The following is a 15,377-nucleotide window of genomic DNA, read 5'->3' on the forward strand; positions in this document are numbered from 1 at the left end:
TAGTGTGTCAGTTACTGAGAAGAATACTAGATGTAGTTATTAGAAGATGCAACCACACAATATATAGGAATTTGTCATAGGCTTTACCCGAAGGATGGAAACAATGGGTAAGGGGGTTTTGTACACGTTTTACACAGAGTTAGTGCCGCCGGAGCAAATAAAAACCCCTGCAGGCGGGGATCCGGCAGGGGTTAGCGGTAGTCAGTTAATCGTTAGCGGCGCAAGCTCAACAGGGCGCCAAGAAAGATCCCTACCGCGGCGGCAGCGCCCACGCTGCACCAGGGTTTATCTTTAACAAACGTATCTGCGCAACCTACGGCATCTCGCGCCGCTTGTTGTACGCGGTTGCGACCGTGCAAACGAGCACGCGTCTCTTTTAGCAGCGCCTGCGCCTTGCGACGTGCGGTTTCAGCTTCGTCTTTGGCATCACTGCCCCAGGATTTCAGCACCGCTTCCAGGCTGTCTGCCAGCTGGTTTACATCGTGGTTGATCTCCTCAACACCTTCATCTACATCACGGCGATTCGGTCTGTTAAACATAGGATCCTCCCTCGTTTTTGATGTGAAATTTAGTGTAGACCATATTTTTCGAGGCCAGACGGCAATCGCGCCTTTCGCCGCCGTTTGTGGACTTTTCTGAAAGCGTTGCCAATGCTGAGTCATGTAAGGTGGCGATGCTGTAGAAAGATGACGAGGAAAATCTATGTATTTAAGACCCGATGAAGTGGCACGCGTTCTGGAAAATGTGGGATTCACAATGGATGTGGCAACGACGAAAACGTACGGTTATCGCCGTGGCGAAAATTATGTTTATGTGAATCGCGAAGCGCGTATGGGCCGCACAGCGCTGGTGATCCACCCCACGCTTAAAGAACGGAGTTTGTCGCTTGCGGAGCCCGCCTCGGACATTAAGATGTGCGACCACTACCAGAATTTCCCGCTTTATCTCGGCGGCGATGCGCAGGAACATTACGGCATTCCGCATGGCTTTAGCTCACGGATGGCGCTGGAAAGGTTTATTACAGGATTATTTGGTGAACCACAGCATTAAGCAGCAGGTTTTAAGCCTGCTGCCCGCCATCAGGCTTTGGCCTGATGGTAACGACTCACCCGGAACAGACGGCGGCAATAATCAAGGAAATAGCCGTACACCGCGCCCATCATCATCGACAGCACAATATTAGAGCTGACTGCAGCGATAATCTGGTGCCCGTCTGCACCCACCGACCACAAAATTGCCACATACACTGGCGACTGAAACGTCACGTAGGCCAGCACGTCCGCCAGATTTTTCATCCAGCCTGACGGGCTAAAACGGCGGGCAAAACGCATAAAGAGATCGCGGTACATTCCATATGGCCAGGCAATAATAATGTTTACCGGAATCGCCACCAGACGCGATGAAAGTGACTGCTCAAAGCTCATTCCAGAGAGAAATATTTCAATCAGCATGTTCACTACCGAGCAATAGACAACCATCGCGAAGGTGTCTGCTGCGGCGTGACGCAGGCGGGACTGCGAAGAGAACATGAGCGAGCTCCTTGATACTCAATAAAAATAGCAAACGTAAAGGGGATATAGCGTTTTGACGTGCCTGATTTGATGCGGATAGATTATCTGTCTGGATATAAACTAACAACTAGCGATTAATTTTTATTATTTTCTCTTTATTGGATAAAGTGCTCTGCGAGTGTGCGTTTTTTGTGCATTTCATTATTTTTGTTGGGGTTGGTTAAAAAATTCTTTATTTTCATGTTGTTATATTTTCATGTGTAACGACAGGCTGTTTTAAGCGAGATAAATAAATGCTCTTTCAGAGGAGTGTGCTTAAGGCTGCAACATGGAAAGGCCTTGCAGGATTTTTTATGCTGATAAAGCTGCATGGGTAGTGTTTAATTCTGAGGATTACTGTGATTATTTATGCGTTTTTATTGCATAAGAACGGCATGTGCGGTGAGAGGACTCTCACCGCAAACGATCAGCAAACGCCGAAATCTCCCTCTTCTTTATAGAGAGAAACATCCTCGGCCTTCAGCGTAAGTTTGTCCGCTTGCTCATCATGGGCAGGCACTGCAACGAGTTGATCTTCATGGACTTCAAGCACCTTTAATTTCGGGCCGCCAATGCGCGGTTGCACGATATCGCCGACAGAAAACATACAGAGCTCCTTTGTTGTGAGTTTGTGTTCATAACCATAGCCTGGCGCGGAGTTACGGTATAGCGCAGCGATAGCGTAAAACAGCGTAAAAGCGCCAGATAAAGGTGGCGAGGCCAGCCTCAGCAACTATTCTTAAAGAGAAAGTGTTTTTTTTCAATGAGCTGCAATGTACTTGCAAGGGAGGCTGTATGGGTTTCTGGCGTATTGTCTTTACGATTATTCTGCCGCCACTTGGCGTACTGCTTGGCAAAGGTTTCGGCTGGGCATTTCTTCTTAACATCTTACTCACGCTGCTGGGGTACATCCCAGGTCTGATCCACGCCTTTTGGGTACAAACGCGCGACTGATCTTCAGGCGGGCGGTTTACCGCCCGCCCTGCTCGCATGCTGCATATATTCTCGCCAAAATCGTAAAGATTTGTTTCATTCAGACGATAAATACCTCGTCTGGTAATGATTCTAAGGAGAAGAGATGAGCATTAAGGACGTCGGAGCTGTGTCTGCCACACAAAATATGCCCGATACGACGCGTCAGTCAAAGACCATCATCTTTGCAGGTAAAGAGATCGTCACCGAGAGTTCCATTGCAGTAACTTTCTCTGCCGAAGCGCTTGCGCGCGGGATGGAAGGTCATACCCCACCGACCAAAGAACAGATTGAAGAAACGACCCGCGCTGTGGCAGCGACGCGGAATAACAACATAGCAGCCACGACCCGTGGTGGGCCGAGCCTGGCCAGTGCGTTTTATGGCGATCCGGCCACCGCTAACGATGCCGTGCGTTTTATCGACTTTTTCCAGCACTCAACAGTTGCCGCTGACGATATGGCCAATGCGCTCCATCAGGCAATGACGTCCCCTGAAGTCAGTGGCGACTACACCACCAACGCGATGGATTTGGCACTGACACAAGCCAAGCTTAACAAAGTGGTGCAACAGTACGTCTCTGCGGATTATCAGCAGCAGGCCAGCGATTTTGTTGCCCAATTTATCCGTGAAAAAGCCGATCAAGCGGATCAGCAGACCCGCGTGGTACTCACCCAGGCGGCCACGCTGGCACAAAGTCTTGGCGATAGCGGGCAGGCGCAGCACCATCAGGAAGCGATTGCACAACTGAGCGCCGGGACACACGCTTCGCAGACCGTGCGCAACGAGATGTTACAACTGACTGCCAGCAGTAAAGACAGCGATGTCTGGTTTACTCAGCTTAATGACCGGGTGAATGCAAGCCCTTCGCTGCCGTACATCAGTGAGATGGAAAAAAGCCACATCAGCGCGTTGCAGCAGCAGTGGCAAAGCTTTGTGAATAACGTCAGTGCCGTAAAATAGTGGCCATCCCCGCTACGGCGGGGATGTGTTTAATAACCAACGGCATAGGTGCGCCCGGTCTGCACGCCAGCGATACTGCGGCGATAAGCCAGTGCGACGCGCGCTGCCGGCACACTTTCAAACCCCGGAAAGAAAGGGCCATAGCCCGCGGCGGATTCTGCCAGCATCGTTGGGCTAACCACGTTGATACGTATGCCACGCGGCAATTCGCAGGCCGCCGCTTTGACAAAACCCTCCAGCGCAGCGTTAACGGTGGTGGCATTAGCGCCCTGGGCAATGGGTTCCACACCAACGATCCCGCTTGTCAGGGTAATCGAGCCGCCATCATTGAGATAATGCTGGCCAATTAATGCCAGCCGTACCTGTCCCAGCAGTTTACTTTCCAGACCCAACGCAAAATCTTTCGCCGTCATGCTCGTCAGCGGGCCGAAAAACAGATCCCCCGTCGCGGCGACGATCGCATCCACACGTCCGGTTGCGGCAAACATGGCCTGCACGCTCTCATCCCGGGTAATATCGACCTGCAGATCGCCGCGCGTAAAGCCAACGCAAAAAATGTCATGCTGATTGTCTTTGCGCAGTTCATCAACCACCGCGCTGCCCACGGTGCCGGTGGCACCAATAACGATAATTTTCATTGTGCTCTCCATCTGTCCTGGAAGAGCGCATTCTTTCCCTAATCATTGATAAGATAAATGAGTGAAAGGTTTGTTGATTACAAAGTGTAGGTTAGCAATATGGATAAACTGCGCAGTATGGAGATCTTCGTCACGGTAGTGGAGGAGGGCAATTTTACAGAAGCCGCCGCCCGGCTGGCGATCTCGGCAGTGATGGTGGGGAAGTACGTCGGGCAACTGGAAAACGCCCTCGGCACGCGTTTACTGGTACGCAATACCCGGCGGCAAAGCCTGACCGATGCTGGCCGCGTTTTCTACGAAGAAGCCCGCCGGGTGCTGGAGCAGGTACATGTAGCGGAAACCTCCATTGAGCGGCTACGGGCTACGCCCGCCGGCACCCTGCGTGTTAGCGCCCCGACCACGTTTGGCGCCTGCGTCATTGCACCCTTGACGGCCGTTTTTCTGAACGAGTGGCCGCAGGTGCGTGTTGAACTGGAGCTCAGTAACCGGCGGGTCGATCTGGTCGAAGAGGGATTTGACCTGGCGATCCGTATTGGCGACGTGTGCCCCGACGATGTGGTGGCTAAACCGCTGTGTCTGTACCGGATGGTGATTTGCGCTGCGCCGTCCTATCTGGCGCGTTATGGCACGCCGGTGACACCGGACGATCTGCGCGATCACCGCTGCCTGACACACATGGTATGGAACGCGCATAACGAGTGGAAATTGCCTGGCGACGGCGGTGAAATACGCTGGCAGCGTGATCCGGTGTTGCGCTGTAATGACGGGCAGGGCTTGCGGATGGCGGCCATTGCCGGAGCGGGCTTATTGTTGCAGCCGGAGATTCTGGTTCGCGGTGAGCTGCACAGCGGCAAGCTGGTGCCGGTACTGCAACGCTTTTTGCCCGTACCACGCCCGATTCACCTGCTGTGGCGGCAGGATAGCCGCCCGTTACCGAAACTGACGCACTATATCGATCACTTACGGTTTCACATAACGGAATGGGTTAATGATTAACCGGCGCGATATCCGCTCGCGCCGGCCGTCTCAGTGGATTAGAAGGTTTCCCAGTTATTGTCGCTGGTGGATTGCGTCGCAGCTACCGGGCGAAGGGGCGCTGCTTGCGGTTTGCCGGGTTTGCTACTGGTCAGTGCGTTATGGCCGTTGACGCGGAATACCGCAACCGCCTGGCGCAACTGTTCAGCCTGCTCTTCCAGCGCCGCAGAGGCGGCGGCAGACTCCTGCACCAGCGAGGCGTTCTGCTGGGTGACGCTGTCCATTTGCGACACTGCAAGGCTCACCTGCTCGATCCCTTTGCTTTGCTCTTCCGACGCAGAGGCGATTTCCCCCATGATATCGGTCACGCGGGTAACGGCGTTAACGATCTCCTTCATCGTGTCGCCCGCTTCTGCTACCTGGGTGGTACCCGAGTTGACACGGTTAACGGAGTTTTCGATCAGTGTCTTGATCTCTTTCGCTGCCTGGGCGCTGCGGCTGGCAAGGGTGCGAACTTCCCCGGCGACCACGGCGAAACCGCGACCCTGCTCACCCGCGCGGGCAGCTTCGACGGCGGCGTTGAGCGCCAGAATATTGGTCTGGAAAGCGATGCCATCAATCACACTGGTAATATGCGCAATTTGCTGCGAGCTGTCGGAGATTTCGCTCATTGTGCGCACCACATTGCTGACGACCTGGCCGCCGCGCGCGGCGGTATCCGAAGCCGTTTTCGCCAGTTGTGAGGCCTGACGGGCGTTGTCGGTGTTCTGTTTCACCGTGGCAGTCAGTTGCTCCATACTGGCGGCCGTCTCTTCCAGCGAGGCAGCCTGCTGCTCAGTACGAGAAGAGAGATCGTTATTGCCGGTAGAGATTTCACTCGCCCCGGTGTAAATCGAGTCGGAACTGTTACGCACGGCGCTAACAGTCTGCACCAGCGAGGATTGCATTTCATGCAGGCCCGCGGCCAGTTGGCTCATTTCGTTGCGGCCCTGGGCGGAAATGGACTGGGTCAAATCGCCGCCAGCAATCGCGCGGATATGGCTCATAATGCTGTGCAGTGGCCTCAGCAATAAATGTTGCAGGCCGAGCCAAATCACCACCATTACCGCAATCACCACCAGCAAAATCGTGCCGAGTGTCCACTGCATGCTGGTAAAGCTGCTTTGGTTTTCCTGGGCGGCGGCTTGCAGGAAGGTGTTATTTTCAGCCCGCCATTTGGCATAGCTGGCCTCCATATCATCCTGCGCTTGCTGCGCATCCAGGTTGCCGTAGGCTTCGTAATTATTGGCTTTCAGGAAGGTAATCGACTGTTGCAACACATCGTGCATTTTGGTGACGTTTTGCGCGACTTCATCGGCTAACGCCTGATCCTGACCCGCAACACGCGGTGTGCTTTTATAGTTGTTGAAGTAAACGTCGGCTTTACCGAGCGAGTCGGTCGCCGTGGTCAGCAGTTTATCGATACTGGCAAGCGACGCGGGATCGCGCTGGTTTTTTAAAAAGCGGATAGCCACTCGTGTAACGGTGACACGTGTTTTGACTAGCGTATTTACGCTGTCGCCAAGATTTTCTTGCTGTGCGTTCAGAACACCCGTGTTCTGGAAGTTGATTCTGTCGTTGTTGACCGCCGAGTAGAAGAGACCCCCGGTGACCAGTTGAAGGAGGCAAAATACTGAGAGAGCAATAATAATGCCGGTAATAACCCGTATATTTTTAAGCATGGCCATAGTCCGTGAAAGAGTCGGGATTGCTCAACAATTATCGACCTGGCCGGCAGTAACTTTATGATCGCTTTTTAAACACTTAACGTGGACTAAATAAAGTGCCCGGTGCGTCACACACCGGACTGTTGGGTTACTTTTTGTTGCGCCGTTTTACCGCCAGTGCGATACGCGGCTCCAGCAGTTTTGCCACGGCGGCAAACACCGGTACCACCACCGAATTGCCAAACTGGCGGTAAGCCTGGGTATCAGAGACGGGAATACGGAACGCGTTTTGCCCCACTTTTTCGAAGCCCATCAGGCGGGCGCATTCGTGCGGTGTCAGGCGGCGCGGGCGTCGGGCCTGGTTTTCTGCGTGCGTAAAATCGGTTTCGCCAAGGGCTTTATCCCAGCCGCGATCGACCAGAATCTCCGAGCCATCTTTATGGTAGCGTGCCGACAGGGTGCGGGCGACGCTATCGGCACGGGTCGGATCGACCAGCCCAAAGCCGAAACCGTTGCCTTTTGCCGCATGTTTTTTGGCATAGCGGTAGAGGTAGTCCCACAATTTCTGCGACAGCACGTACTTACTGTCGACGGAGGGATCAAGCAGCTCGCCAAATGTCGGGCGCTGCGCCGGGTAAAGGCGGTCAATATCGCGCAGTGTAAAGCCTTCGCTAAGTTGTAAATCCCGGCGGAAGCCGACCAGCACAATGCGCTCCCGGTGCTGCGGCAGAAAATGCTTACCATCGATAATTTTCGGATCGTCTTTACCCGACGCATCGGCGTCGGCCACGTCGTAACCCAGTTCGTCCAGCGTATTCATGATCACGCTAAAGGTTTTGCCTTTGTCATGGCTTTTCAGGTTTTTAACGTTTTCCAGTACAAAAATGGCCGGGCGGCGGGCTTTGATGATCCGTGCAACGTCAAAAAAGAGCGTCCCTTGCGCTTCGCATTCAAAACCGTGGGCGCGGCCAAGCGCATTCTTTTTACTGACGCCAGCAAGGCTGAATGGCTGACAGGGAAAACCTGCCAGCAGCACATCGTGTTCGGGGATGTGCTGGGTAATGTGTGCGTAGGCTTCTGTTTCACTGATAGCGGGGTTGCCGCTCAGCGTCACCTCGCGAATATCCTGATTAAAGGTGTGCGTGGCTTTATCGTTGTACCAGTTGGCTTTGTAGGTGCGCACCGCATTTTTATTCCATTCGCTGGTAAAAACACACTGCCCGCCGATGGCCTCAAAGCCGCTACGAATGCCGCCGATACCGGCAAAGAGATCGATAAAACGAAAGCGATAATGCGGGTGGTGTGCCGGCGGGGAAGGCAGCAGGTCGCGCAGCAACGCTTCTTCGGCTGCGGTCAGCCTTTTCGCCGCGCCTTTGCCATTGACCCAGCGGTTAAGGGATTCGCGGCTCCATTCGAGTTTGCCCGCTTTTTTTAACTGCTCTGCCACATATTTCTGGCCGTAAATTTCCAGTACCTGGTCGAGTAATGCCCGGTCGCGCAACTGCTGCCGCTGTTGGTCAGTGTCGGCCTGCGCCAGCAGATCCTGCGCAAGTGAATCTAATTCCGCCATGGCGTCTCCTTGGATTATGGGCTGAATATATCACTCATTTGACCCAGAGGAGAATCGCCAGAACAGGGGGTTATTGCTGAATAAATGCCGCTGGTACGGCTTCCGTCAGCCACACGCCGTTGTCGGCTTGATAGAAAACAAAGCCTTGCGCATGCATTTCGCCCGCGAGAATGCGTAACACCACGGGTTTGCCGTGGCGTTGCCCGACAGTTGTTGCGGTGACTTCATCGGCAGATAAATGCACATGCTGGCGCGACTTCGCCTCCAGCCCCTGGGCCAGGATGTCCTCCAGAAAACGGGTAGCAGTACCGTGGTATAGCGTACCGGGCGGTGTTACAGGCGTGTACGAAATTTTCACTTGCGAAGTTGAATGCCCCTGCGCGGCGCGAATGCGTGCGCCATCGACAGAAAGCGTAAAGCGCTTTTTGTCGCTGGTATCGACAATTTCCTGGATCAGCGCAGGGGTATAGTGATAACCCTGTCTGGCTGCCCCCGCGATTAACGCGTCAACACTGGCCCAGCCTTCTGCATCCAGTGTCAGGTCAATCGCCTGTGGCTCATGGCGCAGCACGTAGCTTAAAAACTTACTCAGTTCACTCTGTTTTTTGTTCAATGATGGCTCTCCCTCGCAAAGTGCTATTATCCTGCCGCTGTTTTTGCCTGGCAATTCACGACAATTGGCGATGGCCTGCAAAACCCTTAACGGTTGTTCCATGGCATTTTCGCCAGCAGTAGCGCCATGCCACACCAGCCGCTAAGCCCGGCGAACAGCAGTCCCGCGCCGACAAAACCCGACAGCAGGAAAAAGCCAGGGTTGACGGTATAACCCAGTACCACACCGGCGAGGATCAACGTACCGGCAACGATTTGCACCTGTTGCATCAGCGGGCGTGGCTGGCTTTTATCTTCAATGGTTGGCAGGTTCACCTGTTTCCAGTGATTTAATCCGCCTTCAAGGATCATGACCTCTGCCGTGCCGGCTGCCTGCACCAGTGCCGCAATGTTTTGTTGAGTTCGCATGCCGGACTGGCAATGAAAGATCACCGTTTGTGTCGGCGGGAGCATTTTCCCGGCCTGTATTTCGTCAAGCGGCAGCGAGAGCGCGTCTTGCAAATGCTCGCGGCGAAACTCTGCCGGCTGGCGAATATCGACAATTACTGCGCCCTTTTTCTGTAACGCAAGGGCCTCTTTCGGCGTAGTCTGAGTGTAATGCATGATTATGCCTCCGGGCAGTATATGCCCTTGAGTGTGCTGATAATTTCCCGTACTGCAGGATCTTTAATAAAGTAATTCACCCGCTGAGCGTCGCGCTGACTTACGACCAGACCTTCTTCCTTCATGCGTGCCAGATGTTGGGATGTAGCAGAAGGGCTCAGACCAGTGATAGCGCTCAGTTCGCCTGCCGGAGTGCCTGGCGCATCGATCAGCATACAGAGAATAAGCAGTCGGTGCGGGTTGCTCATTGATTTCAGCAGGCAGCTGGCCTGAGCGGCCTGCGCCTGCAGTAGGTTGATTTGGGTCGCGTTCATTTTAGTTTAGATTTTTCTAAATTTAGATAAATCTAAAATAAAGGGGGGGAGAATACAAGTGAAGAGTGCCGCCAGACTCTGGCGCTGACGGCATGACTTTACGGGCGCATCAGGGTCGGGCGCTTGGCGTTAAACGTCCAGTTATCGATCAGAAATTGCATGCCGATGGCATCGTTACGGTTTTTATCCGGCAATGACAGGTAAAGTTGATGCGCCGCTTCTACGCGCGCCATATTCAGCGTAATCCCGAGCCCTGGTCCTTCCGGCAGCGCCAGAAAACCGTCGCGAATTTTCGGTGGTTCTTGGCTAAGTTGCTGGCCATCCTGCCAGATCCAGTGCGTATCAAACGCGGTAATGCGATCGCCCGGCGCGGCGGCGCCCAGGTGAGCCACCATCGCCAGCGAAATATCGAAGTGATTATTCGAATGACAACCGGTTGTGAGTCCCCACTCACTGCATAATTGCCCGACGGTATGGGCATTGCGCAGTGTCCAGAAGTGCGGGTCCGCCAGAGGGATATCGATAGCATTCAGTCGTAACGCATGCTCCAGCTGCCGCCAGTCATTGGCAATCATATTGGTCGCAACCGGGACGCCCGTGGCCCGTTTAAACTCCGCCAGGGTTTCGCGACCAGAAAATCCCTGTTCCGCGCCGCAGGGATCTTCCAGGTAAGGCACGCGCCCGGCCAGCTGTTTGCCCAGCCGTATCGCCTCTTCCAGCGACCAACTGGCATTAGGATCAACCGTCACCCGCGCACCGGGGAAGCGCGCCAGCAGCCGCTCGACCGTTTCCACTTCATAGTCGCCCGCGTGCACGCCGCCTTTCAGTTTAAAGTCGCGAAAACCGTACTGTTCTGTGGCCGCCTCGGCCAGACGCACCACACTTTCATGATCCATAGCCTGCTGGTGGCGCAGCCGGAACCAGTCGCCATGCTCATCTTCGCCGGACAGGTAGTTCATCGTCGTTTTACGGCGATCGGCGACATAAAACAGATAGCCGAGCACCGGAATGCGATCGCGCTGTTTGCCGCAAGCCAGCAGATCCGCCACCGGCAAATTGAGCCATTTTCCCTGTAAGTCCAGCAGCGCGGCTTCAATCGCCGCCACGGCGTTATAAAACTTTTCCGGGTTCATCTGCGGAATATGAATCGTGTCGGCCAGCGTACTGTGCTGGTTGCGTGCATCGCTGCGCCACAGCTGGCTGAGGGTGTGATTCAGACGCAGCAACTCACTGCCGACAATCTGTGGTTCAAAGCGCGCCAGCAAGTCCAGCACTGAACTGTGGCATGGGCATTCGCCGACGCCGGTATGACCGCTGGAATCGGTCAGTTGCACCAGAATGCGGGTGAAATAGCAGTTATGCGCCCCGCCAATATTCAGCAGCATACTGTCGTACCCGGCCACCGGAATGACCTGCATTTTGGTTATTATCGGGCTAGCGGACATGTTTATTCTCCACGGTCACAAAGGCACCGGGGGCGGGGGTATGCCGGAACAGCAGCAGCCACAACCCGGTGATCACAGAAACGCTGGTTAACGCATACAGCCCACCGGTGGTGGAGCCGGTGGTCAGTTCCAGGTAGCCAAACACCGTCGGGGCGAAAAAGCCGCCGAGATTGCCAATGGAATTAATCAACGCAATGCCTGGCGCCACAATGCTGGCGGGCAACTCGCCTTGCGGCATCGGCCAGAACAGCGTGGCGCTCACTTTCGAACCGATGCAGGCAATAATCATTGCCACAAAACCGAACCACGGGTTACCCATTGTCGCCATAAAGGTGCCACAGGCGGCAACCAGCATCGCCAGGCCCAGCCCCTGGTTCAGTTTGTCGCGGTAGCGGTCGCTGTAACGGCCCACGACATTGAGCGCAATAATGGCGCACATCCAGGGGATGGCGGTGAGCAGGCCGATACCAAAACTGCTGAACCCCTGAATACGCTGGATAATCTGCGGCAGCCAGAACACCAGCGTGTAGCCGGTCATGGTCATGGTGAAGAAGATCAGACAATAGGTCAGCAGCCGCCGGTCGGTAAGTAACGCCCATTTTCCCGGTGTGGTGTGGTAGCTTTCACGCGCGTGGTCTTCCTGCTCCAGCAACGCAGTCAGCGCGTGTTTCTCTTCGGCGCTAAGCCAGCGTGCATCTTGTGGGCGCGACACCAGCACTGCCAGCGCAATCAGCCCTACCAGGACCGAGCCGCCGCCTTCCAGAAACATCACCCATTTCCAGCCAGCAATACCCATGAAATCATGCATCATCAGGATGGAACCGGTAATCGGACCGGAAAAGAGGAATGCCCCTGCCGAGGCGCTTAAGATCATTGCCGTCGCGCGCCCGCGATGGCTGTTTGGCACCCACTGACGAAAGTAAAACAACACACCGGGGAAAAAGCCCGCTTCCGCAACGCCGAGCAAAAAACGCAGTGCATAAAACTGTACCGGCGAGGTAACAAACCCGGTCAACATCACCACCAGCCCCCAGGTCACCATAATGCGGGTGAGCCACAGCCGCGCGCCATAACGTTTCATCATGATATTACTGGGGACTTCAAACAGCGCATAACCAATAAAAAACAGACCGGCCCCAAGGCCAAAGGCCGCGGCGCTGATCCCGGCGTCAGTGTGCAGTTCAGCTTTAATAAAGCCAATATTAGAACGGTCGATTTGATTAATGATCAACATTATTGCCAGCATAGGAATGATACGGCGGAAGAATTTTCCGACCGCGCTGGAAATATGTTTTTGCAATTCGGGAGGTACCTGCAGATGCCCTGTCTCAGTCATGGGTGTGCTCCTGTTATTATAGTTTTTAAATAGTAAGGAGCTCGATAAGGGAAAAATATGTGCATCAGCACAAGGGTTGTTGTGTGTTTATGCAAAAGTTACACACTATCATGATGTTATGTTTGATATTGACGGGCATTTGACTTACGGATATGCGTGATTATTCACAAAAAACACATCAATAATGAATAAATCGCCCGGATGGTTGGAAAAATCATTATTGTGGTCTAGCGATATATCGTTGCGTCATTATTATTTGAAATTTTCTGGCGATATTTTAAAAATAACGTCACGCTTCGTGTTGAATAAAACACTCGCACTTTTCGGTTGAATTATTACAAACATATGCGTTTACTGGCCTGAAATACCTTGTTATTAATCAGAGAATAACCTGAGGTTTGCCGGACGATGAAAAACATATTATGGGTGCTGGCAGCATGGCTGACGGCGTGGGCCAGTGGTGCAAACGCATGGAGTCATGCGTTGCCTGTGGGAGCGGCGGTGGGCGACCAGTCGCTTTCGCCGTTTTATATCTGGGACAGCGCGCTGCCCTCTCAACCGGGCGTGATGCTGCGCGAAGAGCCTCAGCCACCTTCGCCTGGCATCACCGATGCCGGGCAAACGCAACGCATTCTTTATACCTCGCAAGATAAACGCTGGAATGCAGGCATTGTCCCGGTCAGTGGTGCTGTCTGGTTCCCGAAAGGAGAGCCGCCCGCCGGTGGCTGGCCGGTGCTCGCGTGGGCGCACGGGACGCTGGGCGTCGCCGATGCCTGCGCGCCCTCATGGACCAACCCCACCCCGCGCGATGCAAACTATATCAATCAATGGCTTAAGCAGGGCTTTGTTGTGGTTGCGACCGATTACCAGGGACTCGGTGGGCCAGGCCCACACCCCTATATGAACTGGGAGGCGGAAGGGCGTTCGGTGCTCGACAGCGTGCGCGCGGCCCGGCAAACCTGGCCGCAGCAGGTTGCCAATAACCTGGTGATCAGCGGGCAATCGCAAGGTTCCGGTGCATCGCTCGGGGCGAGCCTGATTGCGCCAGACTATGCACCCGAACTGAAGCTGCGCGCGACAATCGCCACAGGAATTGTCGCCACCTTTCCGGATGGCCCCATCAAACCTGGCCATGCCCGCCCTGGTCAGCGCGATCCTGCGCGTTTTACGTTACTGCGGTTGATCGGCGGATCGCTGCCGGACGGTGCCCCCGAGGCCGATAAATGGGTAACTGAGCCGGGGGCGAAGATGCTGGCTCTCGCCAGAACGGCCTGTATGCCAGAGTTGGGGAAATATGAACGGCGCGAGAACATCACCGGCGCGAAGGCGTTTATCGGCGGTTCACGCCAGGTGGATGCCGCCCTGCTGCCGGTGACGGATATGCCCGTGAAGCTATTTCCTGCGCCGCTCTTTACCGCCACCGGGCTGGCTGATCACACACTGGCTCCGCATCATCAATATGCCGCTGTCGCCGCGCTGTGCGCCGGGGGGAATGCCGTCGAGTGGAAAACCTATCCCGGCATTACCCACAACGGCACGGTGAACGTGGCATTTGGCGATGAACTGGCCTTTGTGCGTGAGGTAATGGCGCACTCCCCGCAGCAAAACAGCTGCGGTTCATTGCTCGCGCCAGGCGAACCGCAACAGCCGCTGAAGGGAATACCGTTCAACCGCTGAGGCCTTACGGGTGCCGCCAGCGCAACGTTGCAGGCAAAATGCGCTGCGGCGAAGTCGGCTCGTTGCCCTCAATCATCTGCGTGATGATGTCGAAGCAGTCCTGCGCCAGGCGTGGGATATGTTGTTCCACGGTATCAATCGGCAGCGACAGTGAGTCATAGAGGTAGTGATCGTCAAAGCTGGCAATGTGGATGTCGCTCTCCAGCAGATGGTGCTGGCTCATATAGCGCAGCACCCCTTCCAGCAGACCACAGGCGGCGGTAAACAGCGCTTTCGGCGGGCGGCCTAACCTGGCGCACAGCGCGGCGAACATCTCATAGCCGCTGCTGGGGTGATAATTGCCGTGAATAATCCATTCAGGGCGCGGCGTGACGCCGGCGCGTTCCAGCCCTTGCATAAACCCGGCGAGGCGATCTTTAGTCGGTGACAAACGTGGCTGGCCGCCAAGAAAATAGATTTCGTCAGGATTGGCCCGTGCCAGGCGTTCCACCAGCCCGGCGGTAGGGGTGAGCGAGTCGGTGATCACCAGCGGCAGGCGCGTTTCATTGATATGGCGGTCAAACAACACCACTGGCAGCTGTTCACTGAGCTTCACGTAGTCGCTGTCGCTTTGCATGCTGGAAGCGACAATCAGGCCATCGACCTGACGCGCCACCAGGTTGTTAACCACCACGGTTTCCTGACTGGCGTTTTCGTCAGTGCAGGAGATCAGAAGTTGCAGGCCCGCTTCGCGGCAGAGGTTTTCCAGCTCGTGAGAAAAAACGGCAAAACCGTAGTTGGTAATTTCCGGCACCACCAGCCCCAACGTATGGCTGCGGTTTTCGCGCAACAGGCGGGCGTGAATACTCGGCTGATAATGATGCTGCTGGGCAATCGTCAGGACACGCTCGCGTGTCTCCTGCGCCACCCGCAACTCTTTACCCCGGCCGTTAAGCACCAGGCTGGCAGTGGCTTTTGACACCCCTGCCAGCGCGGCGATATCACTGATGGTAACGCGTTTTGTTTTTCTCACGGTTTT

Annotated in this window: 17 protein-coding genes; 5 read left to right on the forward strand and 12 right to left on the reverse strand. The window is 54.8% G+C overall.

Annotated elements, in window-relative coordinates:
- Window positions 1-212 precede the first annotated feature (212 nt).
- Entirely contained in the window at window positions 213-539 is a 327-nt protein-coding gene (locus RTX30_RS19975; RefSeq protein ID WP_312692054.1) for a DUF883 domain-containing protein, read from the reverse strand.
- A gap of 163 nt (window positions 540-702) precedes the next feature.
- Here RTX30_RS19975 and RTX30_RS19980 point away from each other — a divergent pair, with 163 nt between their 5' ends.
- Window positions 703-1,050, forward strand: a complete 348-nt coding sequence (locus tag RTX30_RS19980; protein WP_312692057.1) for a DUF2002 family protein — start codon at window positions 703-705, stop codon at window positions 1,048-1,050.
- A gap of 29 nt (window positions 1,051-1,079) precedes the next feature.
- Here the strand turns inward: RTX30_RS19980 and alaE are convergent, their stop codons facing one another.
- Window positions 1,080-1,529, reverse strand: coding sequence for an L-alanine exporter AlaE (gene alaE / locus RTX30_RS19985; RefSeq protein WP_312692061.1), 450 nt, complete (start codon window positions 1,527-1,529; stop codon window positions 1,080-1,082).
- A 448-nt stretch (window positions 1,530-1,977) separates the two neighbouring features.
- Entirely contained in the window at window positions 1,978-2,157 is a 180-nt protein-coding gene (locus RTX30_RS19990) for a hypothetical protein (RefSeq protein ID WP_312692064.1), read from the reverse strand.
- Between the two features lie 188 nt (window positions 2,158-2,345).
- On the opposite strand from RTX30_RS19990, the gene RTX30_RS19995 reads away from it, so the two are divergent.
- Together RTX30_RS19995 and RTX30_RS20000 are read left to right on the forward strand one after the other, a co-directional pair.
- Entirely contained in the window at window positions 2,346-2,504 is a 159-nt protein-coding gene (locus tag RTX30_RS19995) for a YqaE/Pmp3 family membrane protein (RefSeq protein ID WP_312692067.1), read from the forward strand.
- Window positions 2,505-2,628: 124 nt separating this feature from the next.
- A complete protein-coding gene (locus tag RTX30_RS20000; protein ID WP_312692070.1) occupies window positions 2,629-3,483 on the forward strand; it encodes a hypothetical protein in 855 nt (284 codons plus the stop codon).
- Window positions 3,484-3,512: 29 nt separating this feature from the next.
- On the opposite strand, the gene RTX30_RS20005 is transcribed toward RTX30_RS20000, so the two are convergent.
- Window positions 3,513-4,121, reverse strand: a complete 609-nt coding sequence (locus RTX30_RS20005; protein WP_312692073.1) for a short chain dehydrogenase — start codon at window positions 4,119-4,121, stop codon at window positions 3,513-3,515.
- Window positions 4,122-4,220: 99 nt separating this feature from the next.
- On the opposite strand from RTX30_RS20005, the gene RTX30_RS20010 reads away from it, so the two are divergent.
- On the forward strand, window positions 4,221-5,117 hold the full coding sequence (locus RTX30_RS20010; protein WP_312692076.1) for a LysR family transcriptional regulator: 897 nt from the start codon (window positions 4,221-4,223) through the stop codon (window positions 5,115-5,117).
- Between the two features lie 38 nt (window positions 5,118-5,155).
- Here RTX30_RS20010 and tcp read toward each other — a convergent pair whose 3' ends face one another.
- The 7 genes from tcp to RTX30_RS20045 all read right to left on the reverse strand — a co-directional run bounded on the left by tcp (window position 5,156) and on the right by RTX30_RS20045 (window position 12,682).
- Complete coding sequence (gene tcp / locus RTX30_RS20015) at window positions 5,156-6,817, reverse strand: methyl-accepting chemotaxis citrate transducer (RefSeq protein ID WP_312692080.1); 1,662 nt, start codon at window positions 6,815-6,817, stop codon at window positions 5,156-5,158.
- 133 nt (window positions 6,818-6,950) lie between these two features.
- On the reverse strand, window positions 6,951-8,372 hold the full coding sequence (locus tag RTX30_RS20020; protein ID WP_312692083.1) for a DNA cytosine methyltransferase: 1,422 nt from the start codon (window positions 8,370-8,372) through the stop codon (window positions 6,951-6,953).
- A gap of 70 nt (window positions 8,373-8,442) precedes the next feature.
- Entirely contained in the window at window positions 8,443-8,985 is a 543-nt protein-coding gene (locus tag RTX30_RS20025; RefSeq protein ID WP_312692086.1) for an RNA 2'-phosphotransferase, read from the reverse strand.
- A gap of 86 nt (window positions 8,986-9,071) precedes the next feature.
- Window positions 9,072-9,587, reverse strand: a complete 516-nt coding sequence (locus tag RTX30_RS20030; RefSeq protein WP_312692089.1) for a rhodanese family protein — start codon at window positions 9,585-9,587, stop codon at window positions 9,072-9,074.
- Window positions 9,588-9,589: 2 nt separating this feature from the next.
- Window positions 9,590-9,901 carry a metalloregulator ArsR/SmtB family transcription factor gene (locus RTX30_RS20035; protein ID WP_312692092.1) on the reverse strand — a complete coding sequence of 104 codons (312 nt, stop codon included), beginning with the start codon at window positions 9,899-9,901 and terminating at the stop codon, window positions 9,590-9,592.
- A 98-nt stretch (window positions 9,902-9,999) separates the two neighbouring features.
- Window positions 10,000-11,346 (reverse strand): enolase C-terminal domain-like protein, encoded by a 1,347-nt coding sequence (locus RTX30_RS20040; protein WP_312692094.1) that lies wholly within the window; start codon window positions 11,344-11,346, stop codon window positions 10,000-10,002.
- Window positions 11,336-12,682 (reverse strand): MFS transporter, encoded by a 1,347-nt coding sequence (locus RTX30_RS20045; RefSeq protein ID WP_312692096.1) that lies wholly within the window; start codon window positions 12,680-12,682, stop codon window positions 11,336-11,338. Before RTX30_RS20045 ends, RTX30_RS20040 begins: the two co-directional genes overlap by 11 nt.
- 408 nt (window positions 12,683-13,090) lie before the next feature.
- Between RTX30_RS20045 and RTX30_RS20050 the strand changes: the two genes are divergently transcribed.
- Complete coding sequence (locus tag RTX30_RS20050; RefSeq protein ID WP_312692098.1) at window positions 13,091-14,359, forward strand: lipase family protein; 1,269 nt, start codon at window positions 13,091-13,093, stop codon at window positions 14,357-14,359.
- Between the two features lie 4 nt (window positions 14,360-14,363).
- Here the strand turns inward: RTX30_RS20050 and RTX30_RS20055 are convergent, their stop codons facing one another.
- The gene (locus tag RTX30_RS20055; RefSeq protein ID WP_312692100.1) at window positions 14,364-15,371 is read right to left on the reverse strand and encodes a substrate-binding domain-containing protein; all 1,008 of its coding nucleotides are present in this window, start codon (window positions 15,369-15,371) and stop codon (window positions 14,364-14,366) included.
- Between the last annotated feature and the right edge of the window lie 6 nt (window positions 15,372-15,377).

The organism is Kosakonia sp. (genome assembly GCF_032052965.1).
In the GTDB taxonomy this organism is placed as follows: domain Bacteria; phylum Pseudomonadota; class Gammaproteobacteria; order Enterobacterales; family Enterobacteriaceae; genus Kosakonia.